At 63.6% G+C, this 16,288-nt stretch carries 14 protein-coding genes; 6 read left to right on the top strand and 8 right to left on the bottom strand.

Going from position 1 to position 16,288, the window contains the following annotated elements:
• Positions 1 to 77: 77 nt before the first annotated feature.
• Positions 78 to 1,337, bottom strand: a complete 1,260-nt coding sequence (gene hutI, locus AUC43_RS11635) for an imidazolonepropionase (RefSeq protein ID WP_068193475.1) — start codon at positions 1,335 to 1,337, stop codon at positions 78 to 80.
• 187 nt (positions 1,338 to 1,524) lie between these two features.
• Positions 1,525 to 2,646: a spore photoproduct lyase family protein gene (locus AUC43_RS11630; protein ID WP_233253995.1), complete on the bottom strand. Its 1,122-nt coding sequence runs from the start codon at positions 2,644 to 2,646 to the stop codon at positions 1,525 to 1,527.
• A 195-nt stretch (positions 2,647 to 2,841) separates the two neighbouring features.
• Here AUC43_RS11630 and AUC43_RS11625 point away from each other — a divergent pair, with 195 nt between their 5' ends.
• Positions 2,842 to 3,381 (top strand): 2'-5' RNA ligase family protein, encoded by a 540-nt coding sequence (locus AUC43_RS11625; protein ID WP_068193473.1) that lies wholly within the window; start codon positions 2,842 to 2,844, stop codon positions 3,379 to 3,381.
• 18 nt (positions 3,382 to 3,399) lie between these two features.
• Here the strand turns inward: AUC43_RS11625 and AUC43_RS11620 are convergent, their stop codons facing one another.
• The 3 genes from AUC43_RS11620 to AUC43_RS11610 are packed head-to-tail and all read right to left on the bottom strand — an operon-like array spanning position 3,400 to position 6,294.
• The gene (locus AUC43_RS11620; protein WP_071885893.1) at positions 3,400 to 4,950 is read right to left on the bottom strand and encodes an ArnT family glycosyltransferase; all 1,551 of its coding nucleotides are present in this window, start codon (positions 4,948 to 4,950) and stop codon (positions 3,400 to 3,402) included.
• Positions 4,951 to 4,989: 39 nt separating this feature from the next.
• Entirely contained in the window at positions 4,990 to 5,994 is a 1,005-nt protein-coding gene (locus AUC43_RS11615; RefSeq protein WP_068193468.1) for a dienelactone hydrolase family protein, read from the bottom strand.
• A 54-nt stretch (positions 5,995 to 6,048) separates the two neighbouring features.
• The gene (locus tag AUC43_RS11610; RefSeq protein WP_068193464.1) at positions 6,049 to 6,294 is read right to left on the bottom strand and encodes a hypothetical protein; all 246 of its coding nucleotides are present in this window, start codon (positions 6,292 to 6,294) and stop codon (positions 6,049 to 6,051) included.
• Positions 6,295 to 6,443: 149 nt separating this feature from the next.
• On the opposite strand from AUC43_RS11610, the gene AUC43_RS11605 reads away from it, so the two are divergent.
• Positions 6,444 to 7,796, top strand: coding sequence for a YfcC family protein (locus AUC43_RS11605; RefSeq protein WP_068193460.1), 1,353 nt, complete (start codon positions 6,444 to 6,446; stop codon positions 7,794 to 7,796).
• A 106-nt stretch (positions 7,797 to 7,902) separates the two neighbouring features.
• Here AUC43_RS11605 and AUC43_RS11600 read toward each other — a convergent pair whose 3' ends face one another.
• Positions 7,903 to 8,310 (bottom strand): DUF6960 family protein, encoded by a 408-nt coding sequence (locus AUC43_RS11600; RefSeq protein ID WP_068193457.1) that lies wholly within the window; start codon positions 8,308 to 8,310, stop codon positions 7,903 to 7,905.
• Between the two features lie 348 nt (positions 8,311 to 8,658).
• Here AUC43_RS11600 and AUC43_RS11595 point away from each other — a divergent pair, with 348 nt between their 5' ends.
• Positions 8,659 to 10,533 (top strand): alpha-amylase family glycosyl hydrolase, encoded by a 1,875-nt coding sequence (locus AUC43_RS11595; protein WP_233253994.1) that lies wholly within the window; start codon positions 8,659 to 8,661, stop codon positions 10,531 to 10,533.
• A 97-nt stretch (positions 10,534 to 10,630) separates the two neighbouring features.
• Positions 10,631 to 11,515: a YitT family protein gene (locus AUC43_RS11590; RefSeq protein ID WP_068193451.1), complete on the top strand. Its 885-nt coding sequence runs from the start codon at positions 10,631 to 10,633 to the stop codon at positions 11,513 to 11,515.
• Positions 11,516 to 11,772: 257 nt separating this feature from the next.
• On the opposite strand, the gene AUC43_RS11585 is transcribed toward AUC43_RS11590, so the two are convergent.
• Both AUC43_RS11585 and AUC43_RS11580 read right to left on the bottom strand, forming a co-directional pair.
• Positions 11,773 to 12,423, bottom strand: coding sequence for an NADPH-dependent F420 reductase (locus AUC43_RS11585; protein WP_068193449.1), 651 nt, complete (start codon positions 12,421 to 12,423; stop codon positions 11,773 to 11,775).
• A gap of 237 nt (positions 12,424 to 12,660) precedes the next feature.
• On the bottom strand, positions 12,661 to 13,290 hold the full coding sequence (locus AUC43_RS11580) for a nitroreductase family protein (protein WP_068193445.1): 630 nt from the start codon (positions 13,288 to 13,290) through the stop codon (positions 12,661 to 12,663).
• Positions 13,291 to 13,469: 179 nt separating this feature from the next.
• Between AUC43_RS11580 and AUC43_RS11575 the strand changes: the two genes are divergently transcribed.
• A complete protein-coding gene (locus tag AUC43_RS11575) occupies positions 13,470 to 15,308 on the top strand; it encodes a glycosyltransferase (RefSeq protein ID WP_068193442.1) in 1,839 nt (612 codons plus the stop codon).
• 68 nt (positions 15,309 to 15,376) lie between these two features.
• Complete coding sequence (locus AUC43_RS11570; RefSeq protein ID WP_068193438.1) at positions 15,377 to 16,258, top strand: DUF4198 domain-containing protein; 882 nt, start codon at positions 15,377 to 15,379, stop codon at positions 16,256 to 16,258.
• Positions 16,259 to 16,288: the final 30 nt, after the last annotated feature.

Here is a 16,288-nt window from a genome sequence, read left to right as displayed (position 1 = left end):
TCTGAAGGCGCCTACAACGAGACGCCAAGTATGGCGTCTCTACATCGTTCTGACGTTCCATTAATTAATTCAATCAGCTACCACTGGCCGCCAATAACCACGTCGCGCACTGGGTTTTCGCCCAGCCAGTACGGGATTTCGGCCACGCTGCCCACGTTCAGCACCAGCACATCGGCGCGCTTGCCGGGTTCCAGGCTGCCGCAGTCGTGCTGCTGGCCGATGGCCCAGGCAGCGTTGAGGGTGGCAGCGGCCACGGCTTCCTTGGGTCTGAGCCCCATTTTCAGGCAGGCCACCGACAAGGCCAGCCACAGGTTTTTGCTGGGGCACGAGCCGGGGTTGAAGTCCGTGCTCAGCGCCACCGGCAGGCCATTATCGATGAACTCCCGGCCAGCCGCATACTGGCTTTGCCGCAGAAACAGCGGCACCAACGGCAGTAGCACGGCCACCGTGCGGCCTTGGCTCACCTGGGCAATGCGGGCCGCCGCTGCAGGCGTGAGGTAGTCGCAATGGTCGACGCTGGTGGCGCCTAGTTCGGCGGCCATTTCGCAGCCGCCCAAATCGTGCAGTTGCTCGGCGTGAATTTTCAGGCCGAAGCCCATTTTGTGGGCCTGCTCCAGGTAATAGCGCGCCACGGCCAGCGGGAAAGCCCCCTGCTCGCAGAAAACATCGACAAACGCCGCCTCCCCTTTCAGGTCCGACAGCACTTCGCGCAGCATAAAATCGACGTACGCCCGCGGCCCGGCTTCCTTGAACTCGGGCGGCACCACGTGCGCGCCTAGAAAAGTGGGCACTACGCGCACCGGTTGCCGGTGCCCGGCTTCGCGGGCCACGCGCACCAGGCGCAGCTCCGTGTCGCGGTCGAGGCCGTAGCCACTCTTGGCTTCCAGGGTGGTGATGCCGTAGCGACGAAATCCTTCCAGGTGGTGCAGCGCGTTGGCTAGCAGCTCAGCTTCGGAAGCGGCACGGGTGGCTCGCACGGTACTCAGAATGCCGCCGCCGCTGGTCAGAATGTCGAGGTAGGATTCGCCGCGCAGCTTGCGCTCGAACTCATCGGCACGGTTGCCACCGAATACGAGGTGCGTATGGCACTCTACCAGCCCGGGCATCACCACGCAGCCCGTGGCATCGATTAGCCGCGTTTCGGGGCCGATGTGGGCCAGGTTGAGCTCGTTCATGGCGCCCACGGCCACGATTTTATCGCCCACGCAAGCCACGTAGCCGCGTTCGATGATGGTCCAGCTGCTGAGGTTGGGCCCCGCTAATGGGCGTTCGGCGGAGCCGCCGGCCATAGTAAGCACCTGCGCGGCGTGTTGAATAACCAGAGTGTAAGGAAGCATGGGATAAATGTAGGAGACTTCAAGCCCCTGCCTTCTTCAACTGCCACACTGCACGCCATCTGTCATCCAGAGCGCAGCGAAGGACCTTATCACCGAAGAACGACTTGAAGTAATTACTGCTCCAACCGTGATAAGGTCCTTCGCTGCGCTCTGGATGACAGACGCTATTCAGCTTACTACACTCACTCTATGTCCAGTACTGCACGGGCGCGTTGGGAAACCGCCACTGCCACTCCGTGTAAAACCACGCTTTCATGGCCTTCATCTGCTCGGGCTGGTACACGTATTTGAGGCCGCCGAACTTGTTGCGCTTCACGGCGCGGCCCTCCTCGGCCAGGTCGAGGCTGGTGTTGGGGTACCACTGCAGGAGCACGTCTTTCGAGCCGGGCGTGAAGCGGTGGGTGATGAATTCCACGGTTAGGTCGCAGTCGAAATCCAGGGCAGCTTGCAGGCGGTCGAGCAATTCGGTGTAGTGCTGCTGCCAATCGGGGATGGGCATAATGGGCGCGAGCACCACGCCCACGGGGTAGCCGCCCCCGCCTTGGCCGGTGGGCAAGGCCAGCTGGCGCAGCGCCCGAATCCGGGCGCCGACTGAGGCCGTGCCGCCTTCCAGGCGCCGGGCCACGGGCTCGGCATTGAGCGAGAAGCGGGCCCGGCTGCGGCCGTGGTGGGCCAGGCCCAGCAGCGGGCCAATGTGGTCGTACTTGCTCACAAAGCGCAGCTGGGCGCCCTCGCGGGTGCTGAAGTGGCGCACTGCCTCGGCCAGGCTGCCGGTGAGGTGCTCGATGCCCAGCACGTCGGTGTAGCAGCTGGCCTCGAAGCTTACCACGCGGCCCGGCTGCTCGTAGCTGGCGGTGTTGGCCAGCAGCTGGGGCAGGTTGGCAAAGGCCTTGACCACGGGCGGGCCGCTGAGCGAGCCGGCCAGGTAGCAGTACTGGCAGTGCGCGGGGCAGCCTTCGGCCAGATTGAGCTGCCAGTCGGCCGAGGGCGGCGTGGGCTGCAGGCGCAGGGCGCCGGCGGGCGCTTTCACCACGGCCAGGGTGTTTTTGGCGGTGCGGTAGGTGGCGCGCACGTCGTCTTGGCGCAGGCCGGTGAGGCGGTTGCTTTTCAGTAGCTCCACTTCCAGGTTTTGGGCCGAGACGCGGGCCAGGATTTGCTGGCCAAACTCCTCGTCGAGGGCATCGGGCGTGAACACCACCCGCTGGGGCAGCCACAGCTTGGCCGAGTGGGTGCGCGGGACCGCCGCAGGCTGCGGCTGGTCAGTAAGCAAGGTATCGGAAAGGGCAACGAGGGCGCCGGAAGTAAGCATGTAAAGGCATTGGTGACGGATATTTTCCAACGTTTTTCAAGGGAAATTAAGTCCTCGAAAAGTGAGGTAATTCCCTGATTTTCGGTACAATTAATCCTCGCATACGCCTTTCATTGTCAGCTCATTGCGCCAAGCCGACCCAGCGGTTGTGGCGTGGTTTCCGTACGCCTAGCTGCTCCGACTCTGCTCTGCCCCATGCCCGACTTCGACAACGCACCGCTCATCCTCACGCTCATGCTGGACGACGCGGCCCACACGTACTTCAACGCCTTGCGCCGCCAGCACTTTCCGCCCAAAATCAATTACCTGGCCGCCCACCTCACCCTCTTTCACCACCTGCCCGGCGCCGAGCTGGCGTCCGTGTGCGAGCAGCTGCACGACTGCTGCAAGCTGCAGAGCGCGCTGCCGCTGCAAGTAACGGGGCTGCGCTCCCTGGGCCGCGGGGTGGCTTTCACGCTGCACAACGAGGAGCTGCTGGCCCTGCACCGGCGGCTGCAGCTCACGTTTGGGTCCCAGCTCACGCCCCAGGACCAGCAAAAGCTGCAGCCCCACGTCACCATTCAAAACAAGGTGGACCCAGCCGCCGCCCGGCAGCTGCTCACCGACCTGCAGACCGATTTTGCCCCTTTTACCGCCGTGGGCACGGGCCTGGAGCTGTGGGCCTACCGCGGCGGGCCTTGGGAAGCGCTGCAGCAGTTTCCGTTTGTCGCCGCCCCGGCTGCGCGCCTGGCCTAGCTGGCGGGGCCCAGGAACTCACGGCTGGCCCTCCCAAGCGGCCATGCTGGTGCGCCACTCCTGCCGTACCTGCGCCCGGATGGCGCTATCGGGCCGCAGACCAATGGAAATGGCCGTGCCCTGCTCCCGGGCATAGGGGTTGGCGATTGCGCCAAAGCGGCGCAACGACGCAAAATGCGGGGCCACTTCGTCGGTGGGCTCGTCGTCGACGATGATGACGGCCTGGCAGTGGTCCAGGGCCGGGTACCAGAACAGATAGCTGCCGTTCATGCTGCTGGCCCGGGGCATGGGGCGGGTGCGGTTGTAGTAATTGATGGCGCTGGCCTGGCCGTAATTGCCGCAGGAGATGAGCGTGTGGGCCCGCACCGAATCGGGCAGGGTTTGGTAGGCGGCCCAGGTTTTGTCGGCCAGCTCGCGCCAGCCCAGCATGTCGGCATAGTCCTGGGGCAGGGGGTGGTCGCGGCCGTCTTCCCAGCGGTACACGCCCAGGTGGGCGTAGCGGGCGTGCAGGGTGGCCATGGCCGCGGGGCTGCGCACCGGAAACATCAGGGGCAGATACATCACCACAAACGCCAGCGGCAACACCACCAGCACCGGCCGCAGGGCAGTTTTCCAGCGGAAGTTTCTCAGCTCGCCCCATTGGGCTATCCGGGTTTCCCACCACACCGCCCCGAAGGCAAACAGCACGGGGTAGTAGCCCAGGGCGTAGTAGCTTTTGCCGTGCAGCGCCGCCAGGAGCGCCACGCCCAGCACCGCCACCCAGCCCACCGCCCGGTAGGGCCGGAACGTCCGCCCCAACAGCAGGGCCAGCAGCCCCGGCATCCACACCCAGCTGGCGGCCACGCACATCAGCAGCTGGTCTTTCCAAAAGCCGGCGGCTTCCACGTGCACCAGCTGGCTGTCGTGCAGCAGGGCCATGTGGTGCAAAAACGGGATACCGTGCCGCAGCTGCCACAGCACATTGGGCAGCCACAGCAGCCCGGCCAGCCCCACCGCGCCCCAGAAGTGGCGGTTGAGCAGCAGCCGGCGGCTGGGCGTGAGCAGCAGCAGCGCCCCGCCCAACGCGGCCATGAAAAACAGCGTGGTGTACTTATTGAGCAAGCCCAAACCCAGCCCAATTCCAATTAAATAGAGGTAGCGCGCCCGCCCCTCCTGCAGAAAGCGCACAAGCCAGTACAGGCAAAACATAAACCCAAACACCTCGAAGGAATTGGGCTGAAACAGGATGTTGAGCCGGGCAAAACCGGTACCTAGGTAGCAGGTGCAGGCCAGGCTTTGGGCAAACCAGCCGCCGCCCAGCCGCTGGGCCAGCCGCCCGACTAGGTACACCGTGGCGGCACCCCACAAAAACGGCCAGAAGTGCACCCAGCCCTCGCCCCCGCCCAGCGCCAGCGTGAGCCAGCCCTGCGCTGCGATGAGCGGCGGCACTTCCAGGTAGCCCCAGGCCAGGTGCAGGCCCTGGTTGAGGTAGAGGTATTCGTCGCGCTGCAGGTCGTAACCCGGGCTAATGAGGAAGTAGCCCGACACGAACTTGAGCAGCGCAAAGCACAAGGGTATCAGTCGTTTCATGGCCGGTAAGTTCGCCAGAAATCGATTATGGCGGATTCGCTATTTCGTAGCTGGGGCCAAGAGCCCGGCCCACCGCAGAAAGTCGTCGCCGACGTTGTCCCAGTAAAAATCGTCGTAGTTAATCTGTCCGTTTTTGAAACCAAAAAAGTTGTGCTCGCGGCCGGGGTAGTCCCGGAAGGTGAAGTTGGTTTTGTGCAGGCGAATGGTCTCGAGGTGCAGGTAGTCGTCGCCGGCCACACCCCGGTCGCGGGTGCCGTAGCCCACGAAGACGGGCACCTTCGCGCGCAGCAGCACCGGCAGCGGGGTCGCCCCAAAGCCGAAGGTGTTGCGAGGGTCGTCGCCCACACAGTCGGCCACCGTGGGGTTGGCCACCACGGTTTGCCAGCGCTGAAAGGTGGCGGCCGCGGCCACCGAGTCATCCGCTTGCCGGCTCTCGCTTAGCATGGACATGAGCTGGCCCAACGGGTTGCCGCTCAGGTACACGGCGTGGCTCACGAGACTCGGCACGGCGGCCAGATGCGCCACCACGGTGCTGCCCTGTGAGTGGCCAGCGGCCACCACGTGCGCCTTATCAACCCAGGGCTGTTTTTTGAAATAGCGCAGCACGGCCACGTCGCGCCGCACAAAGTAGCCGAGGTAGTTGCGGGCGCAGTAGTACGGCGGCGGGGTGGTCTCGCCGAACATTCGATTGGGATTGCGCCCTTCCACGTCGGCGGTGAGGGGAATACCCGGCTTGCCCACGATGGCCAGGTGGCAGGTTTTCTGCACCGCTTTGGGGTGAAAGGGGAAGACCGGGAAGGCGCCCCGCTTGTCGTAGAGCACCAGTGGTGTGGGCAGCGAGCCCTGCACCCAAAGCAGCAGCGGCTTCTTCTGCATCTCCTCGCCTGGTTTCGAGAGCACCAGCACGTCCACACTGTCTCGGCCGAACATCACCACCAGGTGCCGGTAGCCAAACTCCTCGGGAATGCGCGGGGCCTTACTTGGTTGGGCCACCCCGGGCGCGGCAAGGCCCAGCAGGGCAATAAGTAACCACCAGCCACGCATTCGTACTTCTCTTTTTTAGCCCAACGGCGGCGTTGCCGGGGCGGCGCAAGGACTTCAGAGGTTGCCCGGAAGCTGCACCAGGCGAAGGTAGTCGCCGAGGCCCGAGGGCTTCTGGAAGACGTGGATGAAGAGGATGGCCTCCTCGCCGCGGCTGCGCCAGATTTCGGCATAAAAGCCTTCCACCGCATACAGCGTCAGGTCGAAGCTGTCTTCCTGGCGCTCGGCCAGGCGGTGGCCGTGCCGGGCGAGGTGCTCGGCCTGGCAGCGCTGGTGCAGGGCTTTGAAGGCGGCGATGGTCATGTCATTTAACAGTTAACAATTAGCATTTATCAGCTCGACTGGCCTTGCCGGTGCCAGTCGTCCTAACTTGCCGCCAACTGAACCCTAAAAATAACAGGCCCGGCGAAGTTCCTCACGAGTTGGTTTGCTTGTTAAATGATAACTGTTAAATGTTAAATGATTTCCGCTTTCCTCATCCGCTGGTGCTGCTGGTGGGCTTTATCATCCTGGCGGCCGTGCTGAGCTACGTGCTGCCGGCCGGCCGCTTCGACCGCCGGCAGGACCCCGTGGCCAAGCGCGAAGTGGTGGTGGCCGGCTCCTACCACCGCGTGCCGGCCACCCCCGTGGGTCCGCTCGACATGCTGGTGGATATCCCTAAAGGTCTGGCCGATGCAGCGGGCGTGGTGTTCCTTATTTTCCTGGCCGGCGGGGCGTTCACAGTAGTCGACCAGACCGGGGCACTGCGCCACGGCGTCGACTGGCTGCTGGCCCGCACCCAGGGCCACGAGGTGCTCGTGATTCCGCTCATCGGCCTGTTGTTTGCCACCATGGGCGCCCTCGAAAACATGGGCGAAGAAATTATTGCCCTCGTGCCGGTGCTGCTGGTGCTGGTGCGGCGGCTGGGTTTTCCGGCGCTCACGGCCGTGGCCGCCAGCGCGGGCGCCGCGTTTGTGGGGGCCTCGTTCAGCCCCATTAATCCGTTTCAAGTGGGCATTGCCCAGAAACTGGCGCAGCTGCCGCTGCTCTCGGGCGGTGGCTACCGCATGGCGTTTCTGGTGCCGGCCCTCGGCTTCTGGCTCTGGGGCACCATTCGCCACGCCCAGCGCAACCGCGTGCCGGTGGCCGTCACCCCGCAGGACCTGCAGGCCGATGCCGCAGGCTCCGGGCGCCACGGCCTCATCTTGCTGCTGATGCTGGTGGCCTTCAGCTTCTTTGCCTACGGCGTGGTGCAGCAGGGCTGGGGCTTTGAGGAAATGGGCGCGCTATTTCTGGCCCTGGGCGTAGCGGCCGGCCTGCTGGGCGGGCGCGGCCTGACTGGCACGGCCGAGGGCTTCGTGACAGGCTTCCGCGACATGGCGTTTTCGGCCATGCTCATTGGCTTTGCGCGGGCCATTTTCGTGGTGCTCGACCAGGGCAACATCGTCGATACCATTGTACAAGGACTGGCCACGCCCCTGGCGCACTTGCCGGTAGCGTTTGCCGCCTTGGGCATGATGGGCGTGCAAACCGCCCTGCACGTGCCCGTGCCCAGCGGCAGCGGCCAGGCCACGCTCACCATGCCGCTGCTCACGCCCCTCTCCGACCTCATCGGCCTTTCCCGCCAGGTTATGGTGCTGGCTTTTCAGTACGGCGCGGGCCTCTGCGAATTGATTACGCCCACCAACGGCACCCTCATGGCCATGCTCGCCGCCACCGGCGTGCGCTTCGACCAGTGGTTCAAATTTGTGTGGCCACTGTATCTGGGCTTGCTCGCGCTGGGAATCGCCAGCGTGGTCGTGGGCATCGCCGTTGGGCTGAATTAGGGGTGTTTAAGACTGGGCGTAAAGGCACTGCAACCGTAATGCAAAGCGCAGCGCACAGGGGTGAGGTTCTATAAGGCTTGCCCTTTACCAACGGCCCAACTTCCGCCTAGTCAGCCCGCAGCTCGGCGGCCGTGAAAATGCGCGGCAGCTTGCGCTTGCGCTCCACTATCTGGTAGGTAGCCGTGTCGGTAGACTCGTTCCAGAACACGTCCGATACGTGCCCGAAGTGGCGGTATTGGCCGGGCTGCGGCGTCACTTCTTCCACCGAGTCGCCGAAGCTGAACTTGGGCTTGTGGTAGATTTCCTTGAACAGCTCGGGGCGCACCAGAAACTGCTGCTCGTCGTAGCGAATCGTGACCCACTCGCCCTCTTCGTCTTCGCTGATTTTCTCAAACAGCTTGCCCACCGGCTCCAGCAGCTCAAACGAACGGCGGTTGGCGGGGTGGATATACCGGAAGCCGTATTCGGGCGACCAGCCATAAAGACCAAAAATAACGGGTTTGGGACGGCGCATGCTTCTATAAACGACTAAACAATGGGCAAAGAACACGCGAACAGCCCAATTTGCTCACCGCCGGCGAAAATTATCGGCGGGCGCCGCCCATTTTTTTGCCCCCGGTTTATCAATCCCAGGCCTCATCCCGCCTGCTTGAAAGACTTCTGGACGTGCACCAGCAGCCAGCCGGCGCTAGTGCCGGCCCAACGCAGGAATTGGGCCCAACCAATTAGTAGAACAGCGGTTTGAAGCGAATCAGGCCGTGCTTTTTGGCCGAAAGGTGAGCAGTTGCGTATTGCTGAGTTAACTGCCGCCTGGCAGCAGCCGCATCTTCGGCTGCGCCGGCGGTGGCCTCACGTTTATTTAATGCCCCACTCCTCCGCTTCCGCTCCTGTTCGCGCCAAAGCTGCCCCCAAAGCTCCTTCCAAAAAAGCGCCCTCTCTTTCTTCCGCCGCCCTGCAATCGGGCATGGGCGCCGTTCCCCACGCCCGAGGCACCACCTTCCGGGTGTGGGCCCCGCACGCCGAGGAGGTGGCCGTTATTGGCACGTTTAATAACTGGGCCCCGAAGAAAAACCCTTTACAACCCGAAGGCAACGGCTACTGGGCCACCGACGTGGCCGGGGCCAAGCCCGGCGACGAGTACAAGTTTCACCTCTGCCGCGCGGGCCAGGAGTTTGACCGCAACGACCCCTACGCCCGCCAGGTAACCCACTCGGCCGGCTCCTCGGTGATATTCGATTCTAGTTTTGACTGGGGCGACGACCACTTTCAGATGCCGAGCTGGAACGAGCTGGTAATTTACGAGCTCCACGTGGGCACGTTCAACGCGGCCGATGCCAGCAGCGTGGGCACCTTTCTGAACGTGGTGGAGAAGCTGCCCTACCTGCGCGATTTGGGCATCAACTGCATTGAGCTGCTGCCCGCCACCGAGTTTCCAGGCGACCGGTCGTGGGGCTACAACCCCGCCCATCCGTTTGCGCTGGAAAGCGACTACGGCGGCCCCATCGCCTTCAAGGAACTGGTGAAGCAGGCCCACCGCCACGGCATCGCGGTGGTACTCGACGTGGTGTACAACCACTTCGGCCCCGGCGACCTCGACCTCTGGCAGTTCGATGGCTGGAGCGAGAACGACGGCGGCGGCATCTACTTCTACAACGACTGGCGCGCCGAAACGCCCTGGGGCCACAACCGCCCCGACTACGGCCGCCCCGAAGTGCGCCAGTACATCCGCGACAACGCCCTGATGTGGCTCAACGAGTACCGCTGCGACGGCCTGCGGGCCGATGCCATTGCCTTCATTCGCAACGTGCACGGCGAAGACGACCCGGCCGCTGACCTGGCCGACGGCTGGAGCCTGATGCGCTGGATTAACGAGGAAATCGACCAGACCATGCCCTGGAAAATCACCATTGCCGAGGACCTGCGCGGCAACGCCAGCATCACCGAAACGGTGGGCAACGGCGGCCAGGGCTTCGACTCGCAGTGGGACGGCTCCTTCGTGTACCCCATCCGCGAGGCCCTCACCATTCAGGAAGACGCCGACCGCGACATGGAGGCCGTGGCCGCGGCCCTGGGCCAGCTTTACAACGACAACGCCTTCCGCCGCGTCATCTACACCGAAAGCCACGACGAAGTGGCCAACGGCAAGAGCCGCGTGCCGGAGGAAATCATGCCCGGCGACGCCGCCCACTGGTTCCCGAAAAAGCGCGCCACCTTGGGCGCGGCCCTGGTGCTCACCGCGCCGGGCATCCCCATGCTGTTTCAGGGGCAGGAGTTTCTGGCTGATGGCGCCTTCTCCGACGCCGAGCCCCTGCAGTGGCAGCGCGTGGACGAGCACCGCGGCCTGGTAAACCTCTACCGCGACCTGATTGGGCTGCGGCGCAACCTGGGCGGCAAAACCCGGGGCCTGGGCGGGCAGCACACCCACGTCTTCCACGTAAACAACGAGGCCAAGCTGGTGGCGTTTGCCCGGCAGGCCGGCGAGGGAGGCCCCGGCGACACCACCGTGGTACTGGCCAATTTCGCCAACCAGGGCTACGACGGCTACACCATCGGCCTACCCGGCCCCGGCCACTGGCAGGTGCGGTTTAATAGCGACTGGAAAGGCTACGACGGCGATTTCAGCGATTTCGACAGCTTCGGCGTCGATGCCGAGGAAGGCGAGCAAGACGGGCTGGGCTGGCACGGCAGCTTTGGCCTGGCGCCGTATTCCGTGCTGATTTTATCGCAGGAAGGCTAGCTTGCGGGCTAGCTGCTCGCCTTAAAAACGGGAAGTGCAGCGCCGGCCCGGTGCTGCACTTCCCGTTTTTAGGGGCCTCATCCCGAACCTGTCTGCTATGCCGAACGCCTCCAAAGCCATCAACCGCCCCGCCTCCGAATGGGAGAACGCGGCTTTCATTATTGCCGGCGTGTTTTCAGCTGCCTTTGGCCTGAAGGCCTTCCTGCTTTCCAGCCACTTTATCGACGGCGGCGTCACGGGCATTTCCATGCTGCTGGCAGCGGCGCTGAAGCTTCCGCTGGCCGCCTTTATCCTGGCCATCAACCTGCCCTTTGTGGCCCTGGGCTACAAGCAGATGGGGCGGCGGTTTGCCCTGCGCAGCGCCTTGGGCATCGGGGGGCTGGCGCTGGTGCTGGCCTTTGTGCCCTTCCCCGACGTCACCCCCGACCTGCTGCTCACGTCCGTCTTCGGCGGGGTATTCATCGGGGCCGGCATTGGCCTGGCCATGCGCGGCGGCGCCGTGCTCGACGGCACCGAAATAGCCGCCCTGCTGGTGAGCCGCCACTTGGTCCTGCTCAAAGTCAGCGACATTATCCTGATTTTGAACTTGTTGATTTTTGGCGCGGCGGTCTTTGTGCTGGGCACCGAGCCGGCGCTGTACTCCATGCTGACCTACTTCGCGGCGGCCCGTGTGATGGAGTTCGTGCTCAACGGCATCGAGCAGTACACCGGCGTCACCATCGTGTCGGAAGCGAGCGAGGCCATCCGCCTGGCCATTACCGAAGGCTTGGGGCGGGGCGTCACGGTGTACCAGGGCAAGTCGGGCTTTGGCCGGCGCGGCGACCAGCTCCACGAGCGCGACATCATCTTCACCGTCGTCACGCGGCTGGAGCTGCCGCAGCTCCGGGCCGAAGTGCAGCGCCTCGACCCGCAAGCATTTATCGTGCAATACGGCATCGACGACGCCCAAGGCGGCATTATCAAGAAGCGGCCGCTGCACTAATCAGTTTAAACGTTAGGCAGAGCGCAGCGAACCGAAGGTTGGCGTAGCCAAGCATCTTGCCTGCGCCTCTTGTCCGTGCCGCCTGTCATGCAGAGCGCAGCGAAGCATCTTATCGCCGCTGAACGATTCAAGCGTGAGAAGATGCTTCGCTGCGCTCTGCATGACAGACGGCGCGAGCGAGTTGCTTGGCCATGCTGACCTTCAGTTCGCTGCGCTCTGCCTAACGGCGAGTCCGAATGGCGAACCGGTGAACTGGCTTATGCTTTTTTGAGCAGCTTAAAGGCGTGCGTCCACTGATTGGCGCGGAAGCCGGGAATGCACCAGAGGATGCTCAACGGCTCGATGGCCCGGGCGGCTTCGGCGCCGCCCATATCTTCGGGGTCGAAGCCGAAGGCGCGCACCACCCCGGCCGCTTCCGATTTGGCACCTTCGTCGTTGCCGCAGATAAACATGGTGGGCCGCTCGCCGCCGTAGTCGGGGTTGACCATCACGGCCGCCCCGATGCTATTGAAGGCCTTCACAAAGTTGGCGCCGGGCACGGCCTGCTGGCACTCTTCCATCAACGACTCGTCGAAGTTGGTAAAGAACCGCAGCACGCCGTTTTTCGGCGGCACGTCGTCAATGGGATTGGTGGCGTCCAAGATGGTTTTGCCGGCCATGGTGCTGCCGTCCAGCGTGCGGAGCAGGTGCATGGCCACGTGGCCTTTCACGGCCAGCACCAGCAGCTCCCCAAAGGCGGCGGCTTCGGCAAAACTGCCCACGCGCCCCACCGAGCCGGCCTTGGCCTGCCAGGTGGCCAGCTTGTCGGGGTGGCCGGTGCCCAGCATCACGGTGTGGCCTTGGCCGATAAACCCATCGGCCAGGGTGGTAGCGACCACGCCGGAGCCCAGAATGCCAATATTTTTCATAGAACGAGCGGGTGTTGAGGTAAAGTCGAGAGAAGATAAAAATAGGGTATATCCGCTTTTATATCAAGCTGAACAACTGATAATCAACTTACTTTAGGCCGCCTTTTAGCTCAACTACCCCAACGCACCTGCCTGGCAATGGACCCGAAAAAGAGCCGGCTGGAGCAGCGCGATATGACGCGCCGCTCCAGCCGGCTCCATAACCTGATTCGTTGGGCTCAACAACGCCCAGCCCAATTACACCGTGGCCTGGTCGTAGCGCTCGGTGGCCGGCGTGGGCCATTCGCCTTCAAACATGAACTCGGCCAGCGGCTTGCGAACGCGGGGCGCTATCTCCTTGTCGCGCAGTCCATCGGGCAGGCTGGCGGGGTCGCCGGGGTAGCCCAACGTGAACACGGCCACCGGCTCGTACCCGGCGGGCAGGCCGAAGGCGGTGCGCACCTTGTCGATGGAGAAGCCGGCCATCTGGTGCACTTGCAGGCCCAGCTCGGCGGCCTGAATGGCGAGCGTGGCGGTGGCCTGGCCCACGTCGTGCAGGGCGTGGCGGTTGGGGTTGTCGTCGTGCGAGAAGTGGAGCTTGGCGATGCTCACGGCCAGCACGGGGGCGCTTTTGGCCCACACTTGGTTGAATTCGCCCATGCTGGTCAGGATTTTATTGTAAGCCTCGGGGCTGGTGGCGCGGGTGCCCACCAGGTAGCGCCAGGGCTGCTCGCCAAAGCAGGACGCGGCCGAAGAAGCGGCGGCAAAAACCTGCTTGAGCACATCGGCCGGCACGGGCTGGCTGCTGTAGGCCCGGGGGCTGCGGCGCTGCGTGAGCACGGGCAGAATGGGAGATTCGAGAACGAGGAGGTTGGTGGTATCGGCCATGAGCGGCTAAAAATGATGAGAAAGAATGCCGGTAACCGCGGCCGGGCCCCGATGTTTTGGCGGCCCGCCGGGTGGTTTCCAGCTCAACCATCCAAAAAAATCCATTTACAGTGGCAATTAAACGCCAATGAGCTTACCTTTCGCCACCTTCCTCCCACCGTTCCTTCGCCTGAGCCTCCATGCCCAATACGTTAATCGCCCCCGAACCCTTGTTTCCCGACGCTTTGCTGGTGGAAGTGGCTTGGGAAGTTTGCAACCAGGTGGGCGGCATCTACACGGTTATCCGGTCGAAAGTGCCGGCCACCATGCCGGCCTGGGACGACCGGTACTGCCTGCTGGGCCCGTACTTTCCCAACCAGGCGCAGGGCGAGTTTGAGCCGCTCGACGAGCTGGCCGTGCACACCGCCTCCGACCCGTTTGGGGCCGCCGTGCGCACCATGCGCGCGCAGGGCTACGAGGTGCACATCGGCACCTGGCTGGTAACGGGCCGGCCCCGCGCGGTGCTCATCAACCCGTTTCAGGCCTACCCCCAGCTGGGCCAACTCAAGTCGGACCTCTGGCAGCGCCACAGCATCCCCTCGCCCGACAACGACGACTTGCTGCACCAGGTCATCGCCTTCGGGCACCTGACCACCATTTTCTTCCAGCACGTGGCGGCGCAGGTGCCGCCGGCGCAGCGCCTGCTGGGCCACTTCCACGAGTGGATGACCGGCGTAGCCATCCCGGAGATGCGCCGCCTGCAAGTACCAGTGCACCTGCTATTTACCACGCACGCCACCCTGCTCGGCCGCTACCTGGCCATGAACGACCCCAACTTCTACGACCACCTGATGTGGGTGAACTGGGAGGCCGAGGCGCGCAAGTTCAACATTGAGCCGGCCGTGCGCATGGAGCGCGCCGCCGCCCACGGCAGCCACGTCTTCACTACGGTGAGTGAGCTCACGGTGCGCGAGTGCATTTACCTCCTCGACCGGATTCCGGACGCCGTGCTGCCCAACGGGCTCAACATCGAGCGGTTTGTGGCCCTGCACGAATTCCAGAACCTGCACCAGCAGTACAAGGCCAAAATCCACGAGTTCGTGATGGCGCACTTCTTCCAGTCGTACGCCTTCGACCTGGACCAGACGCTGTACTTCTTCACCTCGGGCCGCTACGAGTACCACAACAAAGGCTTCGACCTGACCCTGGAGGCCCTGGCCCGGCTCAACCACCGCCTGCAGGTGAGCGGCATCGACCTGAACGTGGTGATGTTTTTCATCACCAAACGGCCCTTCACCAGCATCAACCCCCAGGTGCTGGAGCGCCGCGCCATGCTCGACGAAGTGCACGAAACCTGCCGCGCCATTGAGCACCAAGTGGGCGAGCGGCTGTTCTACGCCGCCGCCTCCAGCGCCGACCACAAGCTGCCCGACCTTGACAGTATGGTGGACGACTACTGGAAGCTGCGCTACCGCCGCACCCTGCAAAGCTGGAAAACCAATGCCCTGCCCTCGGTCATCACCCACAACCTGGTGAACGACCAGGACGATGACATCTTGAACTTTATGCGGCGGGCCAAGCTGCTCAACCACCGCCACGACCGGGTGAAAATGGTGTACCACCCCGATTTTGTGTCGCCCTCTTCGCCCCTGCTGGGCATGGAGTACGGCCAGTTTGTGCGGGGCTGCCACATGGGCGTATTTCCGAGCTACTACGAGCCTTGGGGCTACACCCCGCTCGAATGCGTGGCCCGCGGCGTGCCCGCCATTACCTCCGACTTGTCGGGCTTTGGCGACTACGTGCTCCAAACCATCCCCGACCCCGAGCAGAAAGGTATTTTTGTGGTGCACCGCCAGGAAAAATCCTTCGACGAGTCGGCCGAAGAGCTCACCGATATGCTCTGGCAGTTTGTGCAACTCAACCGCCGCGAGCGCATCATGCAGCGCAACGCCGTGGAAAGCTCCGCCGAACTCTTCGACTGGAAAAACCTGCGCGTGCACTACGACCGGGCCTACGCCCTGGCCTTGGACCGGAAATAAGGCACCGTTCTTGCCAACTCGGCTGGCAGCGGCCGCCGTTTGGCACGCTTCGGCAGCCCGGGTGCTCTATGAAAGTAAAGTCCTTGTTCATTTGCGCAGGCCTGTTAGGCGTTGCCACGTTAACCGGCCTCGCCCACGAGTTCTGGCTGGAAGCGCCGCGCTTCCGCATTCAGCCGGGCCAGGTACTTGCCCTGCATCCGCTGATAGGCGCCAATTTCAAAGGCGAACCCTGGACCAACAAGGCGGCAAAGGTGTTGCGCCTGGTGCGCTACGGTCCTGCCCCGGCCGACTCGACCGACCTTACTCCCGCTTCCGGCTTGGCCGCTACTGACACTTTTCGCACGGCTTTCGCCTTTGCCCGGCCGGGCACCCACATTGTACTTCTGCGGTCTACCAATTCCTATATTGAGCTGCCCGCCGAACAGTTTACCGCCTACCTGCGCGAGGAAGGCTTGGACTATCCGCTCAAGCTGCGCCAGGAGCGCGACCAGCAAGCCAACGCCGGCCGCGAAACCTACCGCCGCTGCGCCAAAGCGCTGGTACAGGTAGGCGAGGCCAGTGCGACTGCTGCTGCTTCGGACAGCGCGTGCCTGCACACGTATGGCCTGCCGCTGGAGCTGGTGCCGGAGCAAAACCCCTACCGGCTAGCCGCTGGCAAATCCCTGACGGTGCGCGTGCTACGAGCCGGGCTACCCGTTTCGGGGGCGGCGGTGCAGGTGTGGCAGCGCCAGCCCGGCGGGCTGCCCACCACTCATTTTACCACCCGCGCCAACCAAAACGGCCGCGTGTTGTTACGACTACCCGGACCCGGCCCATACCTGCTGGCCACCGTCAACATGACCGAGGCGCCGGCCAAACTTCGCGACCGCGCCGATTGGCAATCTACCTGGGCTTCGCTAACGTTTGCGGGGCCTCCCGCGTCACCGTCAAGGTTTACCACAAAACATTAGCCAACTTCACCCAAAATTTTGGGTTTTTTC

Source organism: Hymenobacter sedentarius, assembly GCF_001507645.1.
Classification (GTDB): Bacteria; Bacteroidota; Bacteroidia; order Cytophagales; family Hymenobacteraceae; genus Hymenobacter; species Hymenobacter sedentarius.
Note: the sequence above shows the minus strand (reverse complement) of the source record. Positions and strands in the feature narration are given on the sequence as shown.

What these genes read in the sequence shown, in the direction of transcription:
- AUC43_RS11610 (WP_068193464.1), bottom strand. Translation starts at nt 6,294, where the DNA reads ATGACCATCGCCGCCTTCAAAGCCCTGCACCAGCGCTGCCAGGCCGAG.
- AUC43_RS11595 (WP_233253994.1), top strand. Translation starts at nt 8,659, where the DNA reads ATGCCCCACTCCTCCGCTTCCGCTCCTGTTCGCGCCAAAGCTGCCCCC.
- hutI (WP_068193475.1), bottom strand. Translation starts at nt 1,337, where the DNA reads ATGCTTCCTTACACTCTGGTTATTCAACACGCCGCGCAGGTGCTTACT.
- AUC43_RS11600 (WP_068193457.1), bottom strand. Translation starts at nt 8,310, where the DNA reads ATGCGCCGTCCCAAACCCGTTATTTTTGGTCTTTATGGCTGGTCGCCC.
- AUC43_RS11625 (WP_068193473.1), top strand. Translation starts at nt 2,842, where the DNA reads ATGCCCGACTTCGACAACGCACCGCTCATCCTCACGCTCATGCTGGAC.
- AUC43_RS11605 (WP_068193460.1), top strand. Translation starts at nt 6,444, where the DNA reads ATGTTAAATGATTTCCGCTTTCCTCATCCGCTGGTGCTGCTGGTGGGC.
- AUC43_RS11585 (WP_068193449.1), bottom strand. Translation starts at nt 12,423, where the DNA reads ATGAAAAATATTGGCATTCTGGGCTCCGGCGTGGTCGCTACCACCCTG.
- AUC43_RS11615 (WP_068193468.1), bottom strand. Translation starts at nt 5,994, where the DNA reads ATGCGTGGCTGGTGGTTACTTATTGCCCTGCTGGGCCTTGCCGCGCCC.
- AUC43_RS11580 (WP_068193445.1), bottom strand. Translation starts at nt 13,290, where the DNA reads ATGGCCGATACCACCAACCTCCTCGTTCTCGAATCTCCCATTCTGCCC.
- AUC43_RS11620 (WP_071885893.1), bottom strand. Translation starts at nt 4,950, where the DNA reads ATGAAACGACTGATACCCTTGTGCTTTGCGCTGCTCAAGTTCGTGTCG.
- AUC43_RS11575 (WP_068193442.1), top strand. Translation starts at nt 13,470, where the DNA reads ATGCCCAATACGTTAATCGCCCCCGAACCCTTGTTTCCCGACGCTTTG.
- AUC43_RS11630 (WP_233253995.1), bottom strand. Translation starts at nt 2,646, where the DNA reads ATGCTTACTTCCGGCGCCCTCGTTGCCCTTTCCGATACCTTGCTTACT.
- AUC43_RS11570 (WP_068193438.1), top strand. Translation starts at nt 15,377, where the DNA reads ATGAAAGTAAAGTCCTTGTTCATTTGCGCAGGCCTGTTAGGCGTTGCC.
- AUC43_RS11590 (WP_068193451.1), top strand. Translation starts at nt 10,631, where the DNA reads ATGCCGAACGCCTCCAAAGCCATCAACCGCCCCGCCTCCGAATGGGAG.